The organism is Kitasatospora sp. NPDC059646, assembly GCF_042734615.1.
Lineage (GTDB): Bacteria > Actinomycetota > Actinomycetes > Streptomycetales > Streptomycetaceae > Kitasatospora.
Genome location: NZ_JBHWDS010000028.1, coordinates 13,478 through 39,323, shown reverse-complemented (window position 1 = coordinate 39,323; position 25,846 = coordinate 13,478). Strand labels below are relative to the sequence as shown.

The window sequence follows — 25,846 nt, the reverse complement described above, 5'->3', positions numbered from 1 at the left end:
AACTCTCACCGCGCGGACAGTGATCGCTCCATGACGCGGGGTCAGGGGCGGTTGGGTCCCGCCGGGTTCGGCTTGCGCAGGCGGTCGGCGAGGCGGGAGAGCGGTTCGGCGGCCAGACCGAGCAGCTCCTCGGCGGTGGTCTGGCGGCCGGTGCCGAGGCCCTTGGGACGGTCGGCGCGGCCGTCGGCGGAGGCGGCCGCACTGCGGGCAGCGGCAGCCGGGCCGGCAGCGGATTCGGAGCGGTCGGCGGCGGGCTCGGCAGGAGTCCAGTGCCGCAGCGCTCCGGCCTCGTCCCGGCACTCCTGGCTGAGGCGGGCGAGTTCGTCGTCGGCGAAGCGGCGCATGCGGTCCTGGGCGGCCCAGCGCAGGGAGTCCGCGGACTGCGTGATGCGCTCGGTGCGCTCCCGCAGTTCGGGGAGCTTGGCGGTGACGCGGCCGCTCATCGGCTCGCGTTCCAGCTGGCGCAGTTCGGCATCGAGTTCGGCGGCGTGCGAGTCGAGCCGGGCGAGGAGCTGGAGCGCGTCACCGAGCTGGCTGTCCTGCGGGAGGCCGCCCTGCAGGACCTGGCGGGTCGAGTCGAGCGCGGTGCGCAGGGACAGCCGGAGGCCGGCGATCCGCCCCTGGTCGCCGGGCTTGGTGATGCTCTTCGCCTTGAGGGTGGCGTTCTCCACCACCCGCTGGGCATTGGAGCTGTGCCGCTCGATCTTGACGGCCACAGCCTTCGCCGCCTTGACCGTTCCGACCACCGCCATCACCAGCAGCGTCACGCCGAACAGGGCGACCAGCGCCACAACGACACCGAGCGCTTCCATCGGGAGCCCACCTTCCGCCCGTGACCGGCGGCGGTCCGCCGAGTGCGGCCCGCCCTGTCCACCGGTCTCCACCGTAGCTCGGCCCGGTGGCGGACAGCATGCCTTCAACCGTCCGGAGATGGGAGATCAGGGACAGCTCAGGGATTTCCCCCAAGCGATCTCCCGGAGACCTCCAGGACCTTCACCGCCCCGTCGGTGCCCCTACGAAGAACGGAGCCATCTTGTTCGAGATCCTTCGACTCCCCCGTTCCCTGTGCCGAGTCCCCTTGCTCCAAGGCGACCGCTGCACCAGGCCGGTCCGTGCCGCCGGCACGGTCCGGAGCGCCGGCCCGGTCTGTCCCGCCGGTCCGGTCCGTGCCGCTGGCCCGCTGCGGAGCGCCGGTGCCGGACGACGTGCCGGCCCCCTCCGCTTCCTCCTGCTCGCACGGCAGTCGGCCCGACCGTACCCGTGGACGGCGAAGGGCCGGCCGCCCCGTGTTCGGGACGACCGGCCCTGCCGAACTGACGGTTCCTCAGCAGAGGCAGCGTCAGCCGGTGACGATGTTCACCAGCTTCGGGGCGCGGGCGATGACCTTGCGCACCTCGGCGCCTCCGATGGCCGCGACCACAGTGGGGTCGGCCAGGGCCAGTGCCTCCAGCTCGGCGTCCGAGATGGAGGGCGCGACTTCCAGGCGGGCCTTGACCTTGCCCTTGATCTGGACGACGCAGGTCACCGTCTCGTCGACCACGTACGCGGGGTCGGCGACCGGGTAGTCGGCGAAGGCCAGCGACTGCTCGTGACCCAGGCGGCGCCACAGTTCCTCGGCGATGTGCGGTGCCAGCGGAGCGATCAGCAGGACGATCTGCTCGGCGACCGAACGCGGCGTGGAGCCGCGCTTCACCAGGAAGTTGTTCAGCTCGATGGCCTTGGCGACCGCGGTGTTGAACCGCAGGGCGGCCATGTCGCCGCGGATGCCGTCGATGGTCTTGTGCAGCGCGCGCAGCGTCGCCTCGTCCGGCTCCTCCTCGGTCACCACCAGCTCGCCGGTGACCTCCGAAACGATGTTGCGCCACAGCCGCTGCAGGAAGCGGTAGGAGCCGACCACGGCGCGGGTGTCCCACGGGCGGGAGACGTCCAGCGGGCCCATCGCCATCTCGTACAGGCGCAGGGTGTCCGCACCGTACTCGTCGGAGATCTCGTCGGGCGCGACGGCGTTCTTCAGCGACTTGCCCATCTTGCCCGCCTCGCGGCGGACCTGCTCGCCCTGCCAGTAGTACTGGCCGTCGCGCTCCTCGACCTCCGCCGCGGGCACCGGGAAGCCCCGGGCGTCGCGGTAGACGTCGGCGGTGATCATGCCCTGGTTGAACAGCTTGTGGAACGGCTCGACCGAGGAGACGTGGCCCAGGTCGTGCAGGACCTTGTGCCAGAAGCGGGCGTACAGCAGGTGCAGCACGGCGTGCTCGGCACCGCCGACGTACAGGTCGACGCCGCCGGCCGGCTTGTCGGCGGTCGGGCCCATCCAGTAGGCCTCGTTGGCCGGGTCGACGACCGAGCCGGAGTTGATCGGGTCGACGTAGCGCAGCTCGTACCAGCAGGAGCCGGCCCAGTTGGGCATGGTGTTGGTCTCGCGGCGGTACGTCTTCAGGCCGTCGCCCAGGTCCAGTTCGACGTTGACCCAGGCCTCGTTGCGGGACAGCGGGGTCTTCGGCGAGGAGGTGGCGTCGTCGGGGTCGTAGGTGTGCGGCGAGTAGTCGTCGACCTCGGGGACCTCGACCGGCAGCATCGACTCGGGCAGCGCGTGCATCGCGCCGGTCTCGTCGTAGACGATCGGGAACGGCTCGCCCCAGTAGCGCTGGCGGCTGAACAGCCAGTCGCGCAGGCGGAAGTTGACGGTCCCTTCGCCGATGCCCTGCTCGGCCAGCCAGGCGGTCACCCGGGCCTTGGCGTCGACCACCGACAGGCCGTTCAGCGACAGGCCGTCGCGCTCGGAGTTGATCAGCACCGAGTCGTAGGTGTCGAAGGCGTCGTCCCAGGTGTGCGGATCCTCGCCACGGCCGTCGGTGGGCCGGACGACGCAGCGCATCGGCAGGTTGAATGCCTGCGCGAAGGCGAAGTCGCGGCTGTCGTGCGCCGGAACGGCCATGATCGCGCCGGTGCCGTAGCCCATCAGCACGTAGTCGGCGATGAACACCGGGATCTGCTCGCCACTGACCGGGTTGGTCGCGAAGGCACCGGTGAACACGCCGGTCTTCACCTTGGCGTCGGCCTGGCGCTCCACGTCCGACTTGGCGGCAGCGGCCGCCCGGTACGCGGCGACCGCGTCGGCCGGGGTCGCGGCGCCGCCGGTCCACTCCTCGCGGGTTCCGGCCGGCCATGCCGCCGGGACGATGCTGTCGACCAGCGCGTGCTCGGGGGCCAGCACCATGTAGGTGGCACCGAACAGGGTGTCGGGGCGGGTGGTGAAGACGGTGACGGTGTCGCCGCCGACGCCGAAGTCCACCCGGGCGCCCTCGGAGCGGCCGATCCAGTTGCGCTGCTGCAGCTTGATCGCCTCGGGCCAGTCCAGCAGGTCCAGGTCGCTGATCAGCCGGTCCGCGTAGGCGGTGATGCGCATCATCCACTGGCGCAGGTTCGACTTGAACACCGGGAAGTTGCCGCGCTCGGAGCGGCCGTCCGCGGTGACCTCCTCGTTCGCCAGCACGGTGCCCAGACCGGGGCACCAGTTGACCGGCACCTCCTTGGAGTAGGCCAGCCGGTACTCGCCCAGCACCTCGTCGCGCTCGACGCCGGTCAGCTCGGCCCAGGCGCGGCCGCCCGGCACCGCGCGCTCGCCGGACTCGAACTGGGCGACCAGCTCGGAGATCGGCCGGGCCTTCGCCGCGTCCTCGTCGTACCAGGAGTTGAAGATCTGCAGGAAGATCCACTGGGTCCAGCGGTAGTACTCGGGGTCGATGGTGGAGATCGACCGGCGCGAGTCGTGGCCCAGGCCCAGTCGGCGCAGCTGGCGGCGCATGTTGGCGATGTTGTCCTCGGTGGACACCCGCGGGTGCACGCCGTGCTGCACCGCGTACTGCTCGGCCGGCAGGCCGAAGGCGTCGTAGCCCAGCGTGTGCAGGACGTTGTACCCGTTCATCCGCTGGTAGCGGGCGTACACGTCGGTGGCGATGTAGCCCAGCGGGTGACCGACGTGCAGACCGGCACCCGACGGGTACGGGAACATGTCCATGATGAAGCTGTGGGGCTTCGCGGCGACGTCCGACCCGTCGGCCAGCGGGCCGACCGGGTTGGGGGCGTTGAACGTCCCCTCCTTCTCCCACAGGTCCTGCCAGCGGGACTCGATCTCGGCGGCCAGCGCGGCGCCGTAGCGGAAAGGCTCGGTGGCGGCTTCGGCCGCGCCGGAAGCGGGGGTCGTCTCGCTCATGGTCCTTCAGGCTCCATCGTCATCAGTCAGCGAACAGGCCGTAGAAAGCAGAAAACCCCTCCGCAGGAGGGGACGCCACGCCGACTCCGGCACCCAAGCCGGTCCTGGTCAGCGCGGCCGGCTAAGAAGCAGGCGCACAGTTCGCATGGGCTCAGGGTACCGCACCCCTTCAAGGCCCTTTCGCGTCACCGCGTCAATCCCCCTGCTGCGCGCGCCGCCACGCATCCGGGACGCCCGCCGGCACCCTCCCGACCGCACACGCACCTGCACACCCACATGCGGCCCCGGCCGTCCGCGCGGCCACGGGCGCACCCGCGACCGCGGCGGCACTTGCAGGCATGACCGCGGCCCCGCCCGCGTCCGTGGGCGCGCCCTTGGCCGACGCTCCGTGCCCCACGCCCGCGATCGACGCCCCGTCCGCTCTCCGTCCCACGGCGTCCGGCCGCCCGCCGGGGCGTGCGCTACGCCTCCGCGCGCATCGCGGTGTCGAACTCGCGCAGCGCCCGTGCCACGCGGGCGGACTGCATGCCGGCGGCCAACTGCCGTGCCCGGTCGGCGGTGCGCTCGGCCTCCTTGCGCTCCCCGGTCCGGCGGTAGGAGTCGGCGAGGCGCACCATCAGCAGCGCCTTGACCCGGGCGCGTTCCGCGGTGAGCGCCTCGATCGCGCTCCGCAGCAGCTCTCGGGCCTGTTCGTGCTCGCCGAGCAGCAGGTACCCCTCGCCGACCATGCCCTCCAGGTCGGCGCGTTCCTGGGAGTGCCCGTCCAGGCCCTCCAGCACCCGGAACGCCCGCTCGGCGACCGCCTCGGCGCTGATCTGCTCCCCCTTGCGGCCGTGCGCCCGGGCGATCCGCCCGAGCTGCAGCGCCCGCTCACGGGGCGTCAGCACCCCGTCCGCGGCGCGCAGCGCGGTGGACAGCATCGCCACCGGATCCAGGCCCCGCCCACCGGAGTTGTACGTCGCCTGGACGGCGAGGCAGCCGACCACGCCGACGCCGAGCCTCGGGTCCCCGGAGACGTGGGCGGCGCGCAGGGCGGCCACGAAGGCGCGCTGCGCGGCGGCGTCGTTGCCGAGGTCGTAGTTCGCCCAGCCGACCAGCCGGGCCAGCCTGCTGGCGGCCCCGTACAGCTCGCGGCCGAGCGGCTCGTCGTAGCTGCCGAGCTCCAACAGCTTGCCCACCATGGCGAGTTCGGCCTTTGCCAGGTCGACGATCAGGCCGCCGCCGTAGGCCCGTTCCAGCCGCTGCTTGGATTCGTAGGACAGCCGAAGGTCGGCCAACTGCTCGGGGGCGATGCGCAGTGCGCCCTCGCCGCCGGTGACGGGCGGCGGCGGGGAGGCCCAGTGCCGGGCCGCCTGCTCCAGTTCGTCGCCGCGGAACAGGTCGGTGAGGCGCACCGGAGCCCCGTCCGTGCCGGCCTCGCGGAGCGCGGTCTGTGCGGTGTCGGCCGTCCACGGATCGGTCAGCAGCCGGGGCGAGAGCATCTTCGCGCCCCGGTTGGAGCCCATCTGCCCCCAGAGCTGCTCGTACGTGACGGCGATGCCGACGCTGCGGCCGAGGACCTCGCAGACGGTCTGGTCGTGCGGCGAGCGCGGCACCATGCCCCGGTCGCGCCACTTGTAGGGCGCGGTCGAACTGATCGCCATGCCCGCCGGAAGCACCGCGTTCACCTCGCGGGCCAGCCGCTCCGGGCTCCATCCGAGCTGGTGGAGTATCCGGGCGAGCTCGTCGTTCCGTTTTCGCACCAGGTCGGCCATGGCACGACGGTAGCGGCCCCGTGGCCCACACGGCAGAGAAGTGGGGTGAACGCTCGAAGGCCGCCCCTCGCGGGACGGCCTTCGGACTGCTGTGGAGCTAAGGAGAATCGAACTCCTGACCTATTGCATGCCATGCAATCGCTCTACCAACTGAGCTATAGCCCCATGCTTTCACTGCTGTCACCTGCGGTTTCCCTTGCGGTTTCCCTCGGCGACATCGACAACTGTACACGGTTGGCGGGCCAGCCCCTAATCCGTTCCGAGCACCCTGCCGCCGACCCCGGGAACGCCGAAGGCCGCCACCCGTCTCGGGTGGCGGCCTCGCGGAACTGCTGTGGAGCTAAGGAGAATCGAACTCCTGACCTATTGCATGCCATGCAATCGCTCTACCAACTGAGCTATAGCCCCGCAACACTGACGACCACTCACGGACCATCGGTGCGGAGTGGAGCTAAGGAGAATCGAACTCCTGACCTATTGCATGCCATGCAATCGCTCTACCAACTGAGCTATAGCCCCGCAGTCCCGCGACTCTCGCCCCCGGTTTCCCGTCTGCGTTCCTCGCTGCGAACGAGGAAGACTCTAGCTGGTCAGAGCCGGAACTGTGAAATCCGGGTCCGAAGACCCCCGGCGCCGGACGCCGGACGCGGCCCTCCCCAGACCCCGGACACGGCCCTCCACAGACGCGGCCCCTCCACCGAACGCGCCGGACGCGCCCCTGCCCCGTACGTCGGGGCGGCACCGACCCGGACGCCCGGGCGCCACCCCGGGCCGACCGCCACCCCGGATGCCCGGACGCCACCCCGGGCCGGCCGCCACCCCGGATGCCCGGACGCCACCCCGGGCCGACCGCCACCCCGGCACTCGCCTCAGGTCTCGTCGCCGATGACCGGTTGCGGGAGCGTGCCCGCGTTGTGCTCCTGCAGCCGCCAACCGCGCGCGTCCCGGCCGAGCACCGACCAGCAGCAGTTCGAGAGGCCGCCGAAGCGCTCCCACAACTGCGCTTCCATGCCCAGCAGTCGGCCGATCATGGTGCGGATGGTGCCGCCGTGGCTGACCACCACGAGGGTGCCGCCCTCGGGCAGCTTGTCGACGGCGTCGAGCACCACCGGGACGGCCCGGTCGGCCACCTCGGTGGCGAGTTCGCCGCCGCCGCGCCGAACCGGCTCGCCGCGCGACCAGGCCTCGAACTGTTCCGGATACCGCGCCCGGATCTCCGAGTTGGTGAGCCCCTGCCACTCCCCCGCGTACGTCTCGCGCAGGCCCTCGTGGTGGTGCACCTCCAGGCCGGTGAGCAGGGCCAGCTCGGCGGCGGTGCGCCGGGCCCGCGTCAGGTCGGAGGAGATCAGCAGGTCGGGCCGGAGCGCGGCGAGCAGCCGGGCCGCCCGCTGCGCCTGGAAGACGCCCTGTTCGGTGAGCTCGACGTCAGTGGTGCCCTGGAACCGCGATTCGAGGTTCCAGGACGTCTGGCCGTGCCGCCAGAGGACGATGCGCGGCCCCGCCGCCGGCCGGCTCAGAGGTCGCCGCCGGAGACGGCATTGCCGGCGGCGTCGGTGACCGCGTTCTCCGGCCGGTTGCGGGTCGCCATCGCGTCCTCGGGCAGCGGGACCTCGGGGCAGTCCTTCCACAGGCGGTCGAGCGAGTAGAAGGAGCGCTCCTCGGAGTGCTGGACGTGCACCACGATGTCCAGGTAGTCGAGCAGGATCCAGCGGCCCTCGCGCTCGCCCTCGCGGCGCACCGGCTTGGTGTCGAGCTTCTCGCGCAGCTGGTCCTCGATCTCCTCGGCGATGGCCCGGACCTGGCGGTCGTTGGCGGCGGAGGCGATCAGGAAGGCGTCAGTGATCGACAGCACCTCGCTGACGTCGAAGGCGATGATGTCGTGCGCCAGCTTGTCGGCCGCCGCCTGCGCGGCGACGTTGATCAGTTCCTGGCTTCGGTCGGTGACGGTCACGATGCTCTTCCGGATCGGCTGCGGGGATACCCTCCCAGGATCTCACGAACGCGCCGGAGCCCCGGAGCGATTTCCGCCCCGGGGCCCCGACCCCGCACCACACAGCACCGGCCGCCCCGCCGACCCGCCCCGCAGGCCGCCCGGCAGACACAGCCCACAGCCCGCAGCCGACAGCCGACAGCCGACAGCCCACGGCACGCGTCTGGGCGACCCACCCCGCACGCCGCGCCGCTTCCGCCGCCCTTCCCCAGCCGCTGCCGCTGCCGCTACTGCGACTTCAGCGGCGGCTGGTAGTCCTTGCCGATCACCAGCACCAGGTCCGCGTTCTGCGCATCGGTGACCTTCTTCACCACGGAGTCCGGCAGTCCGAGGCTGGTCGCCAGGGTGACCGCCGCGGGCCGCTTGGCGTCGTCGGTGTAGCGGATCTCCGAGGTCGCCTGCGTCGCAGCCTTCGCGGTGGACGGCAGCGCGTCCATGCCCGCGTTGATGACGGCCACCTGCGCGGCGGACGCCTTGTCCTCCCCGGAGGCGTTGACCACGGTGACGCGGGTGCTGCCGCCGGTGCCCTTGGCCTTGCCGATGGTGCCGCCGAGGATGTCCTTCACCTGCTTTCCGGCGGTGGCGTCGTCCAGGGTGCCGTCCGGCTTGGTGGTGAGCGCGGTGGTGGTCAGGTGGCCGGCCTTCGCCTGCTTGGCGAGGTTGACCAGCACGCCGGCGAGGGCGCTCTCCGGGAGCGACGGGTCGGCGACCGAGTTCATCCGGTGCACGTCGTCGGTGGCGTCCGCCATGGTGACCGGCATCGCGGTGATCACCGCGGCCATCACCTGCCCGAACCGGGCGAGTTGGGCGTCCCGGCTCTCGTTGGGGGCCTGCAGGGTGGCGTAGTCGACGGCGGCGCGGCCGGTCAGCAGGACGTCCTTGCCGGCGGGGGCGAGCACCTTGCCGTCGGGCTTGTTGTTCTCGCGCACCTCGGCGTTGGTGTCCACCTTGATGCCGCCGAGCTGGGAGACCAGCAGCAGCAGGTAGGGGGTGTCCAGCCGCCAGGTGCCGGCCACCTTGGCGCCGAGCACGGAGGACAGGCCGTCGCGGGTGGCGGAGGCTCCGATCGCGTCCAGGGACTGGCCGATGGTGGTGGTGGAGGTGTCGCCGTTGCTGGGCAGCTGCAGGGTGTCGGGGAGCAGCAGCACGGTCGCCTTCTGCCCGCCCTGGTCGTCGACCAGCAGCGCGGTGGTGACCTTGCCCTGCGGGTCGCGCAGGTGGACCACGTTGACGTACCGGCCGCCGGCCGCCTTGGTCGCGTCGTTGGCGTCGTCGAACTTGCCGGACCACCACAGGTAGCCCAGCGCGCCGGCCGCGAGCACCGCCAGGACCACCAGCAGTGCGATCAGCCGGTTGCGCAGCCGTCGCCGCCGCTCGGCCCGGACCTCGCTGCGGGACTCGGCGAACTTCAGCCAGTCGATGGCGTCCTCGGAGTCCTCCGTCTGCTCGTCGACGAAGTTGAACTCACCGGTGGCGTACGAGTCGCCCGCCGCCTTGGCCCGGGCGGACGAGGCCGCGGCGGCCCGCCCCCCGACCAGTTCGGACGGCTCCTCGGCCTCCGGAACGGGTGCCGACGCGGCTGCCCGCCCCCGGGCCGCTGCCACGGCGGCGGTCGGGGCACCGGCCGGACTCACCGGCGGCGTCCCCCGCCCCGCCGCCCCGGTCTGCGGCGGCACCCGCTCGTCGTCGGCCGCCGCGCCACCGTTCGCCTGCCCGCCCTGGGTCTGTCCCGGCGCCTGCGGCTGCTGCTGGTAGTAGCCCTGTGCGGGCTGCTGCCCGTAGTAGGTGTCGTACCCCTGCTGCTGCCCGTACGGGTCCCCGGTCGGCTGCTGCTGCCCGTACCCGCCCTGCTCGTACCCCTGTGGCTGGTGGCCGCCCTGCGCGTACCCGGCCTGCTGGCCGTAGTCGGACTGCCCGCCGCCGTACGGGTCCTGGGTGTACGCCCCGGGCTGCTGCGCCGCGCCCGGCTGGTCGTACCGGCCGTACGCCTCGCCCTGGCCGTAGGACTGTTGCTGCTGTCCGTACCCCTGCTGCCCGTACCCCGGCCGGCCGTGACCCGCCTGCTGACCGTGGGCCGCCTGCTGACCGTGACCCGTCTGCGACCCGTGCCCCGTCTGCTGCGGGTAGCCGGGCTGCTGCCCGTACCCGGACTGGCCGTAGCCGGACTGGTCGTACCCGGGCTGGTCGAACGACTGCTGCTCGAAGGGCTGCTGCTCGAAGGGCTGCTGCTCGAACGAGTGCTGCTGGTACGGCTGTTGCTCGTAGGGCTGCTGCTCGTGTCCCTGTGCGGGGTAGTAGCCGGGCTGCTGCGGCTGGTAGGGCGGTTGGGGCTGGCGGCCGTACCACTGCTCGTCGTCGGACGTACCGGTCATGCCGTCCCTCCCGGGGATCAAGGCCGGGCCGACGCGTACAGCGCCCGCTTGTGGATGTAACGGACCACGCCGTCCGGCACCAGGTACCAGATGGGTTCGCCCTTGGCGACGCGCATCCGGCAGTCGGTGGAGGAGATGGCGAGGGCGGGGACCTCCACCAGGGAGACGCCGCCGACCGGCAGGCCGGTGTCGGAGAGAGTATGGCCCGGACGGGTACAGCCGATGAAGTGCGCGAGGTCGAAGAGTTCCTCGGAGGAGCGCCAGGAGATGATCTGGGCGAGGGCGTCGGCGCCGGTGATGAAGAAGAGCTCGGCGTCGGGGTGCAGGGCCCGCAGCTCGCGCAGGGTGTCGACGGTGTAGGTGGGGCCGTTGCGGTCGATGTCGATCCGGCTGACCGAGAACTGGGGGTTCTCGGCGGTGGCGATCACCGTCATCAGGTAGCGGTCCTCGGCCGGCGAGACGTCCCGGTCGGACTTCTGCCAGGGCTGGCCGGTGGGGACGAAGATCACCTCGTCCAGGTGGAAGGCGCTGGCCACCTCGCTCGCGGCGACCAGGTGTCCGTGGTGGATGGGGTCGAAGGTGCCGCCCATCACTCCCAGCCGCCGTCGCCCACGCGGCGCACCGGCCGGCGCGGGGGTGCCCGGCGCGGTGTCCGTCCCGGGGGTCTCGACCTGCTCTCTCATGGCGCCACACCTTACGCGACCCGGGTGGCCCGGGGGTTCCGCCCGTTCGCGGCCCCGGGCACTCCGTGCCCGCCGCCGCGCGGGCGGCGGTGCGACCGGGTCAGCGGTCGCGGTTGAAGCGGGTGGTGACGAACAGCAGCAGCAGCAGGATGAACAGCGCCGCGCCACCCGTCAGGAACGGGTTGAGGCTGTCGTGGTTTCCACCCTCCTCGGCGAGGCGGGTGAGGGCGGGCAGGGCAGCAGAGGTCATGATCGGCGGGACCTTCTCGGCTCGGTGAGGGACCAGGCGGTCACGGACCGTGCGGCCCGCGGGCTCATCGTACGGGGGCCTGACACGCAACCGCTCGGCGGCCCACCGCGTCTGACCACCTGTGAGCCGTCTCCGGCCGTCGGGCCGTCGGACCTCACGGTCCGGGCGGCCGCCGGGTGCGGGTTCCGGTCCTGCGGCCCGGGTGCCGCTGGCCCGGGTTCAGCCCCGGTCGCCGGCGTCGACGCGGGCCTGCTCGCGCTCGGCCTCGCGCTGCGCGTCCCGCTTCGCGCCGTCCCGGCCGGCCCGGGCGAGCGCCCACACCATCAGGCCGACTCCGACGAAGGAGGCGATCAGGATGATCCTCAGGAACAGGCCGGGGCCGTTCTCGCTGGAGATCGGTCCGGCGAGCTGGACCAGGTCGGCAGGGGACATCACGGGGCTCCTTTTCGGTACGGCACAGCCAGGGTAGACCCGTTTACCGCCGTCCCCGCCGCGCACCCCGCCGGACCCGCCACGCCCCGCATCCCTCACGCGCATCCCGCACGCGCGCCCGGAGCACGCCCGCGGAGCACACGGCCCACGAGGCGCGGGTCGCGGAGCACGGCGCCCCGGACCGGCGGCCCCGTTCGACGGCGTACCGTGGCGCCCGGGGACGAGTACGGACACAGCGACGTTAAGAGGAAGCAGCGGGGGCCGGCCACGGGAGCCGGTGCCGGCGTCGATCCAGGAGAGGTACTCAATGACCGACATGACCAAGGGCACCGCGCCGAGCCGCCGCCGCCAGCGGTTCCCGGAGATCTCCACCCGCGCCTGGGAGCACCCGGCGGACCGCTCGGGGCTGGTGGCCCTGCGCAAGCTGAGCGGGTTCGACGAGATCCTGAAGAAGCTGGCCGGCCTGGTGTCCGAGCGCAGCGTGCGGCTGTTGTTCCTGGCCACCGCCGTCAAGGCGTCGGAGCGTCAGTTCCCGGAGCTGCACGACATGGTGCGCGACGCGGCGTACGTGCTGGACCTGGAGAAGGTCCCGGACCTGTACGTCACGCAGGACCCGGCGGTCAACGCCATGTGCATCGGCATGGACTCCCCGGTGATCGTGGTCACCACCGGCCTGGTGGACCTGATGGACGAGGAGGAGCTGCGCGCGGTGATCGGCCACGAGGTCGGTCACGCGATGTCGGGGCACGCGGTGTACCAGACGATGCTGCTGATCCTCACCAACCTGGCGGCCCGGATCGGCTGGCTGCCGCTGGGCAACCTGGCGATCACGGCGCTGATCACGGCGCTCAAGGAGTGGTTCCGCAAGGCCGAGCTGTCCAGCGACCGGGCCGGCCTGCTGGCCGGTCAGGACCTGCAGGCGTCGATGCGCGGCCTGATGAAGCTGGCCGGCGGCGCGAACATGGCCGAGATGAACGTCGACGCGTTCCTGGAGCAGGCCGCCGAGTACGACCGGGCGGGCGACCTCCGCGACAGCGTGCTGAAGCTGCTGCAGGTGCTGCCGCAGACCCACCCGTTCGCGGTGGTGCGGGTGGCGCAGCTGAAGAAGTGGGCGGAGAGCGAGGAGTACCGCTCGATCATGGCGGGCGCGTACCCGCGCCGCGGCGACGACCCGGACACCTCGGTCGGCGCGCAGTGGAAGGCCGCCGCCGAGTCGTACTCGCAGACGGTGAAGGAGAGCAAGGACCCGCTGATGGGCCTGCTGCGCGACCTCACCAACGGCGTCGGCACGGTCGGCGGCAAGCTCCGCGACACCTTCACCGGCGCCGGCCGCAGCAACGGCAGCGGCGGCGGCGAGCAGTAGCGGCGGCGGAGCGTCCGGGCCGGGTCAGCCGGTGATCGGCCCGAGCGCTCCGCAGCTCTGCCAGGCCGGCCGGCCGTGGTCGGACGGGTTCACGGCCGGCGGAGTGCTCGACCGGACGCCCGCGGCGGTCGCCAGGATCGGCTGCAGGTAATCGCTCTGCACGGCACCGCAGTTGGTCGGCCCGGCCTGGACGTCGGAGTCGACCACCCGGACGCGTCCGGCGTCCAGGTCGGCCCGGTCGATGTCGACGCGCACCGCGCGGCGCACCGCGTACAGGCTGACCGAGGGGTCGCTGGTGGTGCCGGCCGGGCGCAGTGCGTAGACCAGGGTGTCGTCGGCGGTGAGCTCCAGCGTGTTGGGATCGGCCTCGGCGACCCGGGCGCTGCCCGCGACCTTCACGGTGTCGGTGGCCAGCGCGATCTGGCCGGGGTCGAAGCGCACCATCCAGCCGGTGGCGTCGTGGTGCTGGTCGTCGCGCGGCGCGTTGACGCTGTCGTCGAACTGGGCGAGTTCGCCGGCCGTGATCAGCTCGCGGACCAGGCCGGTCTCGTTGGCGGTCAGGACGGCGGGGTTCAGCTCGGAGGCCACCAGGTAGTGCTGGAGGGCGTCCAGGGCGCGCTGCACGTCGGACGCCGAGAAGTGCGCGGTGGACGAGGCGTTCGGCAGGCCGAACCCGGCCGCCCCGTCCGCGTAGCCCGCGGGCAGCGCGGCGAACGGGTGCGCGGCGTCGGGCACGGCACTGACCGTGCCCGACGGGCTGAGCGGGGTGACGGCGGCGGTCAGCTGGGCGCCGCTCGGTGCCGCGACCTGGCCGCGGGGCGAGCTCACACCGAAGTAGACGGCGGCGGCGAACGCGATCGCCACCAGCAGCAGGAGCACCACGGCCTGCCGGGGCAGCGACCCGAACCAGCCCCAGCCGCGGATCCTGGTGGCCCGTCCGAACGCGCCGGCCAGCCGCTCCTGCGCGGACAGCTCCTGGATCCGGGCAGCCTTCACGAACGATTCGTCGAAGACGACGGACCGGAACTCGTCGTCGTTCGAACCGCCCTCGGGCGTGCCCTCGGGAGGCTCGCGCGGGTCACCCATGACACCAGGGTAGGCTCGGCCGCCGCCCGCGACGAGGGGCGCGGACGTAACGGGAGCGCCACGGAGAGCAGTCGCGCACCGGGGCCCGCCGGCGGTGGCCGTCAGCCCGCCGGGACGGCGACGAGCGCCGAGGGCCGCGCCGACGGCGCGGCGCCGGGGCTGCTGCTCCCGCTGGACGGCCGGGCCGGCGACTCGGGGGCGTTGCCGACGCCCCGGTACACGGCGGCGACCGCCAGCGCGACCACGCCGACGCCCATCACCACGGCCAGCACCCAGGCCACCGGCCGGTGCCAGCGCTGCTGGGCGACCGAGCCGCCGCGCAGCGGGTCGAAGGCGCGCAGCGGCGAGCGGCGGGTGCGCCGGTGCTGCCGGTCGCCGCCGGACCACGGGTCGGGGTAGAAGCGGTCCTCGTCCAGTCCGCCGGGCAGCGGGCGCAGCTCGAGCGGCAGCACCTCGCCCCCGGAGGTGAACTCGTAGCTCCGGGCGGCTCCGGCCTGTTCCGGCTCGAACCTGGTCTCGGCGGCGGCGAGTTGCCGCTCCCGGGCGCTCGGCTCGTGCACGGCGGCGGAGCGGACGAAGCTCTCGTCGAAGACCACGGTGGCGAACTCGTCGTCCGCACCACCGTGGTCGGCGCCGTCGGAGTACGGCGAGCCCCCCACATCCTCAGCCACGGATTCAATGTATTACCGGGCGGGGCTTTTGTCTGTGGGTCGGGCCGATCGGGTCGGGCCGGTTTCCGCGGCCGCCGCGGTCAGCCGTCGAGGCCGCCGACGGTCTGCCGGGCCTCGCCGCGCACGTGCCCGTCGCCGGTGACGATGTACTTGGTGCTGGTCAGCTCCGGCAGGCCCATCGGGCCGCGGGCGTGCAGCTTCTGGGTGGAGATGCCGATCTCCGCGCCGAAGCCGAATTCGCCCCCGTCGGTGAACCGCGTCGAGGCGTTGACGGCGACCGTGGTGGAGTCGACGAGCTGGGTGAAGCGGCGGGCGGCGGCCTGCGAGGTGGTGACGATGGCCTCGGTGTGACCGGACGACCAGCGGCGGATGTGGTCCACGGCGGCCTCCAGCGAGGGCACCACGGCGGCTGCCAGGTCCAGCGACAGGTACTCGGTGCCCCAGTCCTCCTCGGTCGCCGGGACGGCCGTCACGCCGGTGCCCTCGGCGGCCTTCAGCACCGCGTCGTCGCCGTGCACGGTGACGCCCGCCTCGGCGAGGGCGGCCAGCGCGAGCGGCAGGAAGGCGTCCGCGACGTCCTGGTGCACCAGCAGGGTTTCGGCGGCGTTGCAGACGCTGACCCGCTGGGCCTTGGAGTTGAGCAGCACGCCGACGGCCATCGCCAGGTCGGTCTGCGCGTCCACGTACACGTGGCAGTTGCCGGTGCCGGTCTCGATCACGGGGACGGTGGAGCCCTCGACCACGGTGCGGATCAGCGAGGCGCCGCCGCGCGGGATCAGCACGTCGACCAGGCCGCGGGCGCGCATCAGCTGCTGCACCGACTCGCGGCTCTCCCCCGGCACCAGCTGGATCACGTCGGCCGGCAGGCCCGCCCCGGCGACCGCCGCGCGCAGCACCTCCACCAGCGCCGTGTTGGACCGGTACGCGGAGCCGGACCCGCGCAGCAGCACCGCGTTGCCGGACTTCAGGCAGAGCGCCGCGGCGTCCACCGTGACGTTCGGCCGGGCCTCGTAGATGATGCCGACCACGCCCAGCGGCACCCGCACCTGGCGCACGTCCAGGCCGTTCGGCAGGGTGTAGCCGCGCACCACCTCGCCCACCGGGTCGGGCAGTTGGACCACGCTGCGGACGTCGGCGGCGATCGCCGCGATCCGGTCCCGGGTGAGCGTCAGCCGGTCGATCACCGACTCGGCGGTGCCCGCCTCGCGGGCCCGGGCGACGTCCTCGGCGTTGGCGGCGGTGATCTCCGCGGACCGGGCGACCAGCGCGTCCGCGATCGCCAGCAGCGCGGCGTCCTTCACCGAACGCGGCACTGGGGCCAGGGCGGCGGCCGCCTCCCGGGCACGGCGCGCGGCGGCGAGGACGGGGCTGTCGGCGGTGGCGGTGAGGTCGCTCATGGCCCCAAGCCTAGCGAGCGCACCGGCCCGTCCCGCCGCACATTTCGCCCGCTGAGACGTCGCCCCGGGAGGTCAGTACGGGTAGACCCCGCCCAGCCGCGGCGGCGGACCGGCGAAGCCCTCCGCGACCCGCTTGTGGTAGGTCGGGCGGTCCACCACCTCCAGCCCGACGATCTCCCAGGCCGGGAGCTTCGCGCTGACCCGGTGCTCGCCCCACAGCCGCAGCGCGATCGCCGCCGCGTCGTGCAGGTCCCGGGCCTCCTCCCAGTACCGGACCTCGGCGTGGTCGGCGGCGTAACGGGCCGTCAGGAAGAACGAGTGGTCGTGCGCCAGCTTCTCCAGTGCCGTCCGCAGCTCCGGCAGCGGCGTCGCCGCCCCGGCCACGCTCAGCACCACGTGCCACAGCCGGCCCTGTTCCGGCTCCTGCCCGCCGTCCGGCTCCTGCTCCTGCTCCGGCTCCTGCTCCTCCGCGCCCCGGCCGCCCTCGATGCTGGTGAGCCGCCGCTCCGGCCTCCGGCCCGGCAGCGCTTCCTCCCGCCTGCGAACCACCGACGGCCTCCATTCAGCGTGTCGCGCGGGCCCCCCGGCCCGCTGCTCCCACCCCCCGTACCGGCCCCGCCGCCCGCGCTCAGCCGCGCAGCACGACCAGGTCGTCGCGGTGGACGACCTCGCGTTCGTACGCCGCGCCGAGCTCCTGGGCCAGTTCTCGCGTGGACCGGCCGAGCAGACGGGGCAACTCCCTCGCATCAAAGTTGACCAGTCCGCGGGCGACGATGTGACCGTTTTCGCCAAGAAGGTCGACCGGATCCCCGGCGACGAACTCCCCCTCCACCCCGGTCACCCCGGCCGGGAGCAACGACTTCCCGCCGTGCACCACGGCCGCCACCGCGCCGTCGTCCAGGGTCAGCGCGCCGCGCGGCGACGAGGCGTGCTCCAGCCACAGCAGCCGGTCCGCGGAGCGGCTGCCGGTCCGCAGGAACAGCGTGCCGGTGGGCCGGCCGGCCAGCGCGTCGGCCGCCTGGCTGGCCGCCGTCAGCACCACCGGGATGCCCGCGCCGGTGGCGATCCGGGCCGCCTCCACCTTGGTCACCATCCCGCCGGTGCCGACGCCCGCCTTGCCGGCGCTGCCGACCTCCACGCCCGCCAGGTCCTCCGGGCCGCGCACCACGTCGAGCCGGCTGGAGCCGGGCTTCGACGGGTCCCCGTCGTACAGGCCGTCCACGTCGGACAGCAGCACCAGCAGGTCGGCCCGCACCAGGTGCGCCACCAGCGCCGCCAGCCGGTCGTTGTCGCCGAACCGGATCTCGGCGGTGGCCACCGTGTCGTTCTCGTTGACGATCGGCATCGCACCCATCGTCAGGAGCTGCTCCAGCGTCCGGAACGCGTTGCGGTAGTGCGCCCGCCGGCTGGCGTCCTCGGCGGTCAGCAGCACCTGCCCGACCCGCACCCCGTACCGTGCGAAGGACGCCGTGTAACGGGCCACCAGCAGGCCCTGCCCGACGCTGGCGGCCGCCTGCTGCCGGGCCAGGTCCTTGGGCCGCTTCTCCAGGCCGAGCGGCGCGAGGCCGGCGGCGATCGCGCCGGAGGAGACCAGCACGATCTCCGGCGCGTCCTTGCCCGCCCGCGACTTCGCCAGCGCGTCCACCAGGGCGTCCACCCGGTCCGCGTCCAGCCCGCCGGCGGCCGTGGTCAGCGAGGACGATCCGACCTTCACCACGATCCGCCGCGCCGAGACGACCTCCTCGCGGAGCAACTGATCCACCATCAGTCCCGACCTTTCCGTCCCGACGTCCTGTACGCCCGAAATGTAGCGAGCCGGATCACGGGTGACGAAATCCGTCCAGGACGCGAGAGGGCCCGAAGCCGGAGGCGCGCAGGGCACCTCCCCGGCCCTGGCCGGCCGGGAGGTGCCCCACGCGCCCCTGGTGGTGCTCCGTCAGCCCTTACTGCTCCAGCTGGTCGCGGCCCGAGCTGAGCGCCTCGAAGTCCAGGTACTCCTGCTCCGCGGCGTCGCGGCCGCGCTGGCGCTCGCGGCGGCGGTCGACCGCGGGCCGCTGGGTCTCGAAGCGGTGGTCCTCGCCGCGGCGGCCGAGCATCTCCGCGCCGGCGGCCATGGTGGGCTCCCAGTCGAAGACGACGGCGTTCTCGTCGGGGCCGATGATGACGGTGTCGCCCTCCTTCGCGCCGACCTTCCAGAGCTCCTGCTCGACGCCGAGGCGGGCGAGCCGGTCGGCGAGGTAGCCGACGGCCTCGTCGTTGGCGAAGTCGGTCTGGCGGACCCAGCGTTCGGGCTTGGTGCCGCGGATGCGGTACGCGCCGTCCTCCTCCTCGATGGTGAAGCCGGCGTCGTCCACGGCGGTCGGCCGGATGACGATGCGGGTGTTCTCCTGGACGGGCTTGGCGGCACGGGCGGCGGAGACGATCTCGGCCAGGGCGAAGGAGAGTTCGCGCAGGCCCTTGTGGGCGAGCGCGGAGACCTCGAAGACGCGGTAGCCGCGCTCCTCCAGGGAGGCCCGGGTGAGGTCGGCGATGTCCTGGCCGTCCGGGACGTCGACCTTGTTCAGGGCGACCAGCCGCGGCCGGTCCTCCAGGCCGCCGTACTGGGCGAGTTCGTCCTCGATGGTCTCCAGGTCGGTGAGCGGGTCGCGGCCCGGCTCCAGGGTGGCGCAGTCGAGGACGTGGACGAGCACCTCGCAGCGCTCGACGTGCCGCAGGAACTCCAGGCCGAGGCCCTTGCCCTGGCTGGCGCCGGGGATCAGGCCGGGCACGTCGGCGATCGTGTAGACGGTCGAACCGGCGGTCACCACACCGAGGTTGGGGACCAGGGTGGTGAACGGGTAGTCGGCGATCTTCGGCTTGGCCGCGGAGAGCACCGAGATCAGCGAGGACTTGCCGGCGCTCGGGTAGCCGACCAGCGCGACGTCGGCGACGGACTTGAGCTCCATCACGATGTCGCGGGCCTCGCCGGGCTCGCCGAGCAGGGCGAAGCCGGGGGCCTTGCGGCGGGCGGAGGCGAGCGCGGCGTTGCCGAGGCCGCCGCGGCCGCCCTGGGCGGCGACGAAGGTGGTGCCGTGACCGACCAGGTCGGCCAGCACGTTGCCCTTGCGGTCGAGGACGACGGTGCCGTCCGGGACGGGCAGCACGAGGTCCTGGCCGTCGGCGCCGGTGCGGTGGCCGCCGGCGCCGGGCTTGCCGTTGGTGGCCTTGCGCTTGGGCGAGTGGTGGTACTCGAGCAGGGTGGTGACCTGCGAGTCCACCACCAGCGTCACCGAGCCGCCCTCGCCGCCGTTGCCCCCGTCGGGGCCGCCGAGCGGCTTGAACTTCTCGCGGTGCACGGAGGCGCAGCCGTGGCCTCCGTTACCCGCGGCGACGTGCAGTTCGACGCGGTCCACGAAGGTGGTCATGTGTCTGCCTCCAGTGCGAAGAGAAAAGTGGTCCTGCTGGTAAAGCACGAAGGGTGGGCCCGGTTAGTCCCGGCCCACCCTTCACAGCGAGTCTGTACAGACTCAGGCCTCGACGGCCACGATGTTGACGACCTTGCGGCCGCGACGGTTGCCGAACTGCACGGCACCCGCGGTCAGCGCGAACAGGGTGTCGTCGCCGCCACGGCCGACGTTCGCACCCGGGTGGAAGTGGGTGCCGCGCTGGCGGACGATGATCTCGCCGGCGGAGACGACCTGACCGCCGAAGCGCTTCACGCCGAGGCGCTGGGCGTTCGAGTCACGACCGTTGCGAGTGGAACTCGCACCCTTCTTGTGTGCCATCTGGCTATCCCCTTTCTAGGAAGACCGCAGCGAGTGTGATTACTTGCTGACCGAGTCGATGCTGGTGATGCGCACCGCGGTGTACTTCTGGCGGTGGCCCTGACGACGGCGGTAGCCGGTCTTGTTCTTGTAGCGCAGGATGACGATCTTGTCGCCCTTGGTCTGGTCGACGACCTCGGCGTGAGCCTTCACGCCACCGAGCACCCACGGGTCGGAGGTGACGGAGTCACCGTCGACGACGAGGATGGTCGAGAGCTCGACCGAGTCACCCGGCTTGGCTTCGATACGGTCGATCTCCAGCACGTCGCCCACGGCGACCTTGTGCTGGCGGCCGCCGGCGCGAACGATCGCGTACATGCGGTACCTGCTTTCCTAACTCGGTCGGAACTCCGGATGCCAGCAGCCTGGGTATGGACACAGGCCGCCTCCCCCGAGGAAAGAGCCGGAACCGGCTCCCGCCCGGGAGGTGAGGTGCTCAGGAGCATGGCGTCAACACGCCGAGGGTCAAGAATACGGACCGGTCCATCCGAAGACAAACCGGGCCGTTCCCGGGGCCGGGACCGCCGCGGTTGCGGCGTTCCCGGCCCCATGGGCTCACTCTGCGGCGCCGTCACCCTCGGCGGCCGCGGCCTTCTTGGCCGCCGCGCTGGTCCGCTTGGTGGCGGTCTTGCGGGCGGTGGTCTTCTTGGCGGCCGCGGCGGTGGTCTTCTTCGCCGCGGTCTTCTTGGCCGCCGTGGTCTTCTTCGCGGTGGTCTTGGCGGCCGTCTTGCGGGCGGCCCGCTTCTTCGGCGCCGGCTCCTCCGCCTCGGCGGGCTGCTCAACCTCGGCGGGCTGCTCGGCCTCGACCGCCGCGGCGGCCTGGGTCGCGGGCTCCTCCGCGACGGCGGCCTCGGCCGTCCCAGCGGCCGGCGCCTGCTCCGCGGCGGACTTCTCCGCGGCGCTCAGCGCGGCCTCCATGGCGGCCTCGGCGCGGGCCTGCAGCACCACGATCTCGGCCTCGCCGGACGCGCCGGCCGGAGCGGTGGCCTTGCGCACCGCCCGCCGCCGGGTGCGACCCGCCGGCGCCGCGGTCGGCGGGATCTCCACCAGGCTCGGCCTCTCCTCGGCGACCGGCTCGGCGGCCACCGGCTCCTCGACCGCGACCGGCTCGGCCACGACGGCCTCGGCGGCCTCCACGACCTCGACCGGCTCCTCGATCGGCTCCAGCTCCTCGGCCTCGGCCGGCTCGACGCTCTCGACCGTCTCCACGGTCTCCGCCTCGGCCTGGCCGGCCCCGCCGCGGCCCCGGCGGCGGCGCTTGCCGCCGCCCTCGCCCGCACCGGTGGCACCGGCGGCGGGGGTACCGCCGCCGTGGCTGTGCGGCTGGTCCATGTGGACGATGACGCCGCGGCCGTTGCAGTGCACGCAGGGCTCGGAGAAGGACTCCAGCAGGCCCTGGCCGACCCGCTTGCGGGTCATCTGGACCAGGCCGAGCGAGGTGACCTCGGCCACCTGGTGCTTGGTGCGGTCGCGGCCCAGGCACTCCAGCAGGCGGCGCAGCACCAGGTCGCGGTTGGACTCCAGCACCATGTCGATGAAGTCGATCACGATGATGCCGCCGAGGTCGCGCAGCCGCAGCTGGCGGACGATCTCCTCGGCCGCCTCGATGTTGTTGCGGGTGACGGTCTCCTCGAGGTTGCCGCCCTGGCCGACGAACTTGCCGGTGTTGACGTCGACGACGACCATCGCCTCGGTCCGGTCGATCACCAGCGAGCCGCCGGAGGGCAGCCAGACCTTGCGGTCCAGCGCCTTCATCAGCTGCTCGTCGATCCGGTACGTGGCGAACACGTCGACGTCCGAGGTCCACTTCTGCAGGCGCTCGGTGAGGTCGGGGGCGACGTTGGAGACGTAGTCGTGGATGGTGCTCCAGGCGTCGGCGCCGCTGACGATGACCTTGGTGAAGTCCTCGTTGAAGATGTCGCGGACCACTCGGACGGTCATGTCGGGCTCGCCGTAGAGCAGCGCCGGGGCGTTGCCGGAGGCGGCCTTCTTCTGGATCTCCTCCCACTGCTGCTGGAGGCGCTGGACGTCGCGGGTCAGCTCCTCCTCGGAGGCGCCCTCGGCAGCGGTGCGGACGATCACGCCCGCGTCGTCCGGGACGATCTTCTTGAGGATCTGCTTGAGGCGGGCCCGCTCGTTCTCCGGCAGCTTGCGGGAGATGCCGGTCATCGAGCCCTCGGGCACGTACACCAGGTAGCGGCCGGGCAGCGAGATCTGGCTGGTCAGGCGGGCGCCCTTGTGGCCGATCGGGTCCTTGGAGACCTGGACCAGCACGGACTGGCCGGACTTCAGCACCGACTCGATCCGGCGCGGGCCGCTGTGGCCGCCGAGCGCGCCGAAGTTGACCTCGCCGGCGTACAGCACGGCGTTGCGGCCCTTGCCGATGTCGACGAACGCGGCCTCCATCGACGGCAGCACGTTCTGCACCTTGCCCAGGTACACGTTGCCGACGTAGCTGGTGGCCTGCTCCTTGTTGACGTAGTGCTCGACGAGCACGCCGTCCTCGAGCACGCCGATCTGGGTGCGGGCGCCGGTCTGACGCACCACCATGACCCGCTCGACGGACTCGCGGCGGGCCAGGAACTCGGCCTCGGTGATGATCGGGACGCGGCGGCGGCCCAGCTCACGGCCCTCGCGGCGGCGCTGCTTCTTGGCCTCCAGGCGGGTGGAGCCCTTGATCGACTGCACCTCGTCCGGGTCGAACGCGGGCTCGGTGGAGCGGCGGCGCGGCTCGCGGACCTTCACCACGGTGCGCACGCCGTCCTCGGTGGTCTCGGCCTGCTCGGCACCGCCCTCGCCGCTGCGGCGGCGACGGCGACGGCGACGGCGCGAGGAGGACAGGCCGGCGGCCAGGTCGTCCTCGCCGTCGTCCTCGCCCTCGTCGTGGGCGTCCTGGGCCTCGGGCTCCTCGTGGGCGTCCTCGGCCTCGGCCTCGACGGCCTCGGCGCCCTCGGCGGACTCGTGGGCGTCCTCGGCGTCACCGCGGCGGCGGCGACGGCCGCCCCGGCGGCGGCGGCGGGACGGCCGGCCGTCCTCCTCCCACTCCGAGTCCTGCTCCGGGCCGGCGGCGGGCGCCTCGACCTCGGCCGGGGCCTCGGCCTGCACCGGCTGGGCGGCCTTCACGGGCTGGGCGGGCTGGGCGGGCTTCGCCGGCTGGGCGGCGGCCTTCGCGGCCTTGGCGCCCTTCCCGCCCTGCTGGACGCGCACCGCGGTGCGCACCCGGCGACGGCGGCCGACTCCGCTGTACTCGAACTCCTCGTCCTCGGCCTCGTCCTGCGGCGCGGCGGCCTGGGCCGGCTCGGCCTTGACGGCGGCCTTGGCGGCGGGCGCGGTGGCGGCGGGCTCCTGGAACACCGGGGCCTGGAAGATCGCGGTGGACGGCCGGACGGCACGGCGACGGGCGCGCGGCGGCTCGGCGGCGGCCACGGGCTCCTCGACGGCCGGCTCGGCCGCGGGCTCCTCGACGGCCTCCTCGGCGGCGGGCTCCTCCGCCACCGGCTCCTCGACGGGCGCGGGGCTCTGGGCGGGCGCGGAGACCCGCTTGCGCGCCCGGCGGGCCCGGGCGGGCTTCTCCTCCGCGACCGGCTCGACGGCCGGCTCGGCCGCGGGCTCCTCGGCCACCGGCTCGGCGGCGGTGGTCTCCGGCGTACCGGCCGGGGACTCGGCGCGCTTGCGGGTGCGCCGGGCCCGGACGGGCTTCTCGGCGGCGGGCTCGGCCGGGGCCTCGGCGGCCGGCGGCTCCTCGGCGCTCGCCGGGGTGGCGGCGACGACGGTCTCGGCGCTCTCGCCGGCGGCGCCCTGCGGGGAGCCGGCCGGGCGGGAGACCGCCCGGCGCCGGCGGCGCGGCGGGGCGGCGGAGGCGCCGTCGTCGGTGTGGTCGGCCGCAGCGGACTGCGGTTCGGTGTTTTCGAGCATGCGGGTGTGTCTCCCGTCAGGCCCCCGGGCTCCGCATCCGGGCACGACGTGCCACCGCATTCACCAGCCGGCCGCGCCTGTTCGGGCGGTTCCGGCTCCCACGGTGCCGTCGTTCGGACGCGAGGCCGCACAGGGGCTCGTAGTCTCGCTCGACCCCCGCACGGCGCGGGGAGTCGAAAAGTCTTCTGGTCTGACCAGTCTTCTCAGTTTTCAAGGGCCTGGCCGAGGGTGGCCGGGCCTGCGCGCGACGACGCTCGCTCCCCTGGGGAGCCGCGGAGGCCGGGGAGCCGCAGGCCCGGAGTCGGACTCCGTGCCTGCGCTCCCGCCCACTCGGCGGACGGCGGTTGCGCGCGGCGGGGCGGCCTACCGGCCGACCTCGGCCGCGGCGCGGTCGAGCGCCAGCGGGTCGGTCACCGTGCCGGTCTGCTCGTCGAGCGGCCCCTGCGCCAGCCTGGTCACCTCTGCGGGGACCGGCGGCGCGAGGTCGGCCGTCGAACGGAGACCGGACAATACGTCGTCGGGTCGTACGGCGGGTGTGGCGTGTCGTACTACCAGGCGCAGTATCGCACAGGGAGCACCCGTACGAACATCGTCCGCACCGTCGGTGAGTGTGTCGTCACCGATCCCGACCTGCGGGGCGCCGTCCGGGAGGAGTTCCAGGGCGGCGACCGCGGCGCGCGCGTCGAAGGTGCGCAGACCGTTCTTGGTCATGCGCTGCACCTCGACCGTCTCGGCGGCCAGGAACGCGGCGGCGGCCTTGGCGGCCTGCTCGGGCTCCACGCCGGGCAGGCGCAGCAGCCACTCGGAGGCCTCCAGCCGCTCCACGAAGTTGCTGGTGCGGACCTCGACGGCGTCGGTGATGTCCAGGCCGGGCGGCAGCGACTCGTCGAGCTGGCGGCGCAGGGCCTCCGGGTCGCGGGGCGCGGCCAGGCCGATCTCCAGGTACTCGGCCTCGCTGGCGGTGCCGGTGGGGGCGGCGTTCGCGTAGGAGACCTTGGGATGCGGGGTGAAGCCCGCGGAGTAGGCCATCGGGACGGCCGAGCGGCGGAGCGCGCGCTCGAACGCCCGCTGGAAGTCCCGGTGGCTGGTGAAGCGCAGACGGCCGCGCTTGGTGTAGCGCAGACGGATGCGCTGCACCGTCGGCGCGGGCGGCGGTCCGTCGGGCGTGCGGCGTGCCAGGGAGCTCAGTCCTTCGTCAGTGTGTCCCCGTCCGGCCTCGCACCGCTTGCGGCTCCGGCCGGACTCTGTCGTTCCAAGGGTACGCGGTGGCTCAGCCCAGCAGTGCCCGGCGTACCTCCCGGGCGACCCGCCGGATCTCCGCCTTGACCGGCCACCACACCTCGCGGCGCACCCAGCGGCAGGGACGCACCACGGTGAACCGCCAGATCCGGCCGCCGATCCGCCACGCCCACACGAACGCCAGCCACAGCGCGCGCAGCACCGGGAACAGCACCGGCCGCCACAGGCCGTAGTGGAACGCCTTGCCGAGCGGCACCAGCACCCAGCGCCACACCGCCCGGACCGGCACCGCCACCAGGTAGTACGCCAGCCAGGCCACCACCCTGCCGAAGCCGACCGCGACCGCCCGCACCCCGCGCCCGATCGGCGCCAGCACGTAGCGCCACAGCCCCTCCAGCGCCGGCCGCAGCACCCAACGCCACAGCCATCGCAGGGGTATGACGACCAGCCACCTCAGCAGCGGCTCCAGCAGGTACCGCCACAGCATCCGCAGCGGCCACAGCAGGACCTTGTCGCACAGCCACCCGATCCCCCGGGCGACCAGCACCACCAGCTCCCACAGCAGCCGCAGCGGCACCACGACCGCCACCACCACCGGCCGCACCACCGCCACCAGGCACCCGTCGCCGCCCCGCTGCTGCCGCTGCTCCACCGCTGCCACTCCCCGTCCGAACGATC

General features: G+C 73.2%; 21 protein-coding genes and 3 tRNA genes. 1 reads left to right on the top strand and 23 read right to left on the bottom strand.

Annotation, left to right across the window (positions count from 1 at the left end):
* Window positions 1–41: 41 nt before the first annotated feature.
* From ACFV1L_RS20695 to ACFV1L_RS20640, 12 genes are all read right to left on the bottom strand, one after another.
* The gene (locus tag ACFV1L_RS20695; protein WP_380367766.1) at window positions 42–812 is read right to left on the bottom strand and encodes a hypothetical protein; all 771 of its coding nucleotides are present in this window, start codon (window positions 810–812) and stop codon (window positions 42–44) included.
* Window positions 813–1,339: 527 nt separating this feature from the next.
* Window positions 1,340–4,213, bottom strand: a complete 2,874-nt coding sequence (gene leuS / locus ACFV1L_RS20690; protein ID WP_380367765.1) for a leucine--tRNA ligase — start codon at window positions 4,211–4,213, stop codon at window positions 1,340–1,342.
* Between the two features lie 461 nt (window positions 4,214–4,674).
* Window positions 4,675–5,967, bottom strand: coding sequence for a hypothetical protein (locus ACFV1L_RS20685; RefSeq protein WP_380367763.1), 1,293 nt, complete (start codon window positions 5,965–5,967; stop codon window positions 4,675–4,677).
* Between the two features lie 92 nt (window positions 5,968–6,059).
* Window positions 6,060–6,132, bottom strand: a tRNA-Ala gene (locus ACFV1L_RS20680).
* Between the two features lie 170 nt (window positions 6,133–6,302).
* Window positions 6,303–6,375, bottom strand: a tRNA-Ala gene (locus tag ACFV1L_RS20675).
* Between the two features lie 38 nt (window positions 6,376–6,413).
* Window positions 6,414–6,486: transfer RNA gene (locus ACFV1L_RS20670), tRNA-Ala, on the bottom strand.
* Window positions 6,487–6,836: 350 nt separating this feature from the next.
* Window positions 6,837–7,484, bottom strand: a complete 648-nt coding sequence (locus ACFV1L_RS20665; protein ID WP_380367849.1) for a histidine phosphatase family protein — start codon at window positions 7,482–7,484, stop codon at window positions 6,837–6,839.
* Window positions 7,481–7,918: a ribosome silencing factor gene (gene rsfS / locus ACFV1L_RS20660; RefSeq protein ID WP_380367761.1), complete on the bottom strand. Its 438-nt coding sequence runs from the start codon at window positions 7,916–7,918 to the stop codon at window positions 7,481–7,483. Before rsfS ends, ACFV1L_RS20665 begins: the two co-directional genes overlap by 4 nt.
* Window positions 7,919–8,184: 266 nt before the next feature.
* Window positions 8,185–10,329: a LytR C-terminal domain-containing protein gene (locus ACFV1L_RS20655; protein WP_380367760.1), complete on the bottom strand. Its 2,145-nt coding sequence runs from the start codon at window positions 10,327–10,329 to the stop codon at window positions 8,185–8,187.
* A 17-nt stretch (window positions 10,330–10,346) separates the two neighbouring features.
* On the bottom strand, window positions 10,347–11,012 hold the full coding sequence (nadD, locus tag ACFV1L_RS20650) for a nicotinate-nucleotide adenylyltransferase (protein WP_035862724.1): 666 nt from the start codon (window positions 11,010–11,012) through the stop codon (window positions 10,347–10,349).
* A 100-nt stretch (window positions 11,013–11,112) separates the two neighbouring features.
* The gene (locus ACFV1L_RS20645; protein ID WP_167574047.1) at window positions 11,113–11,262 is read right to left on the bottom strand and encodes a hypothetical protein; all 150 of its coding nucleotides are present in this window, start codon (window positions 11,260–11,262) and stop codon (window positions 11,113–11,115) included.
* Between the two features lie 219 nt (window positions 11,263–11,481).
* A complete protein-coding gene (locus tag ACFV1L_RS20640) occupies window positions 11,482–11,694 on the bottom strand; it encodes a hypothetical protein (RefSeq protein WP_380367758.1) in 213 nt (70 codons plus the stop codon).
* Between the two features lie 307 nt (window positions 11,695–12,001).
* Here ACFV1L_RS20640 and ACFV1L_RS20635 point away from each other — a divergent pair, with 307 nt between their 5' ends.
* The gene (locus ACFV1L_RS20635; RefSeq protein WP_380367756.1) at window positions 12,002–13,057 is read left to right on the top strand and encodes a M48 family metallopeptidase; all 1,056 of its coding nucleotides are present in this window, start codon (window positions 12,002–12,004) and stop codon (window positions 13,055–13,057) included.
* A gap of 24 nt (window positions 13,058–13,081) precedes the next feature.
* Here ACFV1L_RS20635 and ACFV1L_RS20630 read toward each other — a convergent pair whose 3' ends face one another.
* From ACFV1L_RS20630 to ACFV1L_RS20580, 11 genes are all read right to left on the bottom strand, one after another.
* A complete protein-coding gene (locus ACFV1L_RS20630) occupies window positions 13,082–14,143 on the bottom strand; it encodes a hypothetical protein (protein ID WP_380367755.1) in 1,062 nt (353 codons plus the stop codon).
* Between the two features lie 101 nt (window positions 14,144–14,244).
* Entirely contained in the window at window positions 14,245–14,814 is a 570-nt protein-coding gene (locus ACFV1L_RS20625; protein ID WP_380367754.1) for a hypothetical protein, read from the bottom strand.
* An 80-nt stretch (window positions 14,815–14,894) separates the two neighbouring features.
* Window positions 14,895–16,211 (bottom strand): glutamate-5-semialdehyde dehydrogenase, encoded by a 1,317-nt coding sequence (locus ACFV1L_RS20620; protein ID WP_380367752.1) that lies wholly within the window; start codon window positions 16,209–16,211, stop codon window positions 14,895–14,897.
* 72 nt (window positions 16,212–16,283) lie between these two features.
* Window positions 16,284–16,760: a hypothetical protein gene (locus tag ACFV1L_RS20615; RefSeq protein ID WP_380367750.1), complete on the bottom strand. Its 477-nt coding sequence runs from the start codon at window positions 16,758–16,760 to the stop codon at window positions 16,284–16,286.
* 79 nt (window positions 16,761–16,839) lie between these two features.
* A complete protein-coding gene (proB, locus tag ACFV1L_RS20610; RefSeq protein ID WP_380367749.1) occupies window positions 16,840–17,976 on the bottom strand; it encodes a glutamate 5-kinase in 1,137 nt (378 codons plus the stop codon).
* Window positions 17,977–18,154: 178 nt separating this feature from the next.
* Window positions 18,155–19,615: a GTPase ObgE gene (gene obgE, locus ACFV1L_RS20605; RefSeq protein ID WP_380367747.1), complete on the bottom strand. Its 1,461-nt coding sequence runs from the start codon at window positions 19,613–19,615 to the stop codon at window positions 18,155–18,157.
* Between the two features lie 102 nt (window positions 19,616–19,717).
* Window positions 19,718–19,975 carry a 50S ribosomal protein L27 gene (rpmA, locus tag ACFV1L_RS20600; protein WP_014135732.1) on the bottom strand — a complete coding sequence of 86 codons (258 nt, stop codon included), beginning with the start codon at window positions 19,973–19,975 and terminating at the stop codon, window positions 19,718–19,720.
* 39 nt (window positions 19,976–20,014) lie between these two features.
* Window positions 20,015–20,332: a 50S ribosomal protein L21 gene (rplU, locus tag ACFV1L_RS20595; RefSeq protein WP_380367745.1), complete on the bottom strand. Its 318-nt coding sequence runs from the start codon at window positions 20,330–20,332 to the stop codon at window positions 20,015–20,017.
* 237 nt (window positions 20,333–20,569) lie between these two features.
* Window positions 20,570–23,929: a ribonuclease E/G gene (locus tag ACFV1L_RS20590; RefSeq protein ID WP_380367743.1), complete on the bottom strand. Its 3,360-nt coding sequence runs from the start codon at window positions 23,927–23,929 to the stop codon at window positions 20,570–20,572.
* Window positions 23,930–24,292: 363 nt separating this feature from the next.
* Window positions 24,293–25,066 (bottom strand): TIGR03936 family radical SAM-associated protein, encoded by a 774-nt coding sequence (locus tag ACFV1L_RS20585; RefSeq protein ID WP_380367742.1) that lies wholly within the window; start codon window positions 25,064–25,066, stop codon window positions 24,293–24,295.
* Window positions 25,067–25,199: 133 nt separating this feature from the next.
* On the bottom strand, window positions 25,200–25,820 hold the full coding sequence (locus ACFV1L_RS20580; RefSeq protein ID WP_380367740.1) for a hypothetical protein: 621 nt from the start codon (window positions 25,818–25,820) through the stop codon (window positions 25,200–25,202).
* Between the last annotated feature and the right edge of the window lie 26 nt (window positions 25,821–25,846).

What these genes read in the sequence shown, in the direction of transcription:
- ACFV1L_RS20695 (WP_380367766.1), bottom strand. Translation starts at nt 812, where the DNA reads ATGGAAGCGCTCGGTGTCGTTGTGGCGCTGGTCGCCCTGTTCGGCGTG.
- leuS (WP_380367765.1), bottom strand. Translation starts at nt 4,213, where the DNA reads ATGAGCGAGACGACCCCCGCTTCCGGCGCGGCCGAAGCCGCCACCGAG.
- ACFV1L_RS20685 (WP_380367763.1), bottom strand. Translation starts at nt 5,967, where the DNA reads ATGGCCGACCTGGTGCGAAAACGGAACGACGAGCTCGCCCGGATACTC.
- ACFV1L_RS20655 (WP_380367760.1), bottom strand. Translation starts at nt 10,329, where the DNA reads ATGACCGGTACGTCCGACGACGAGCAGTGGTACGGCCGCCAGCCCCAA.
- nadD (WP_035862724.1), bottom strand. Translation starts at nt 11,012, where the DNA reads ATGAGAGAGCAGGTCGAGACCCCCGGGACGGACACCGCGCCGGGCACC.
- ACFV1L_RS20645 (WP_167574047.1), bottom strand. Translation starts at nt 11,262, where the DNA reads ATGACCTCTGCTGCCCTGCCCGCCCTCACCCGCCTCGCCGAGGAGGGT.
- ACFV1L_RS20640 (WP_380367758.1), bottom strand. Translation starts at nt 11,694, where the DNA reads ATGTCCCCTGCCGACCTGGTCCAGCTCGCCGGACCGATCTCCAGCGAG.
- ACFV1L_RS20635 (WP_380367756.1), top strand. Translation starts at nt 12,002, where the DNA reads ATGACCGACATGACCAAGGGCACCGCGCCGAGCCGCCGCCGCCAGCGG.
- ACFV1L_RS20630 (WP_380367755.1), bottom strand. Translation starts at nt 14,143, where the DNA reads ATGGGTGACCCGCGCGAGCCTCCCGAGGGCACGCCCGAGGGCGGTTCG.
- ACFV1L_RS20620 (WP_380367752.1), bottom strand. Translation starts at nt 16,211, where the DNA reads ATGAGCGACCTCACCGCCACCGCCGACAGCCCCGTCCTCGCCGCCGCG.
- proB (WP_380367749.1), bottom strand. Translation starts at nt 17,976, where the DNA reads ATGGTGGATCAGTTGCTCCGCGAGGAGGTCGTCTCGGCGCGGCGGATC.
- obgE (WP_380367747.1), bottom strand. Translation starts at nt 19,615, where the DNA reads ATGACCACCTTCGTGGACCGCGTCGAACTGCACGTCGCCGCGGGTAAC.
- rpmA (WP_014135732.1), bottom strand. Translation starts at nt 19,975, where the DNA reads ATGGCACACAAGAAGGGTGCGAGTTCCACTCGCAACGGTCGTGACTCG.
- rplU (WP_380367745.1), bottom strand. Translation starts at nt 20,332, where the DNA reads ATGTACGCGATCGTTCGCGCCGGCGGCCGCCAGCACAAGGTCGCCGTG.
- ACFV1L_RS20590 (WP_380367743.1), bottom strand. Translation starts at nt 23,929, where the DNA reads ATGCTCGAAAACACCGAACCGCAGTCCGCTGCGGCCGACCACACCGAC.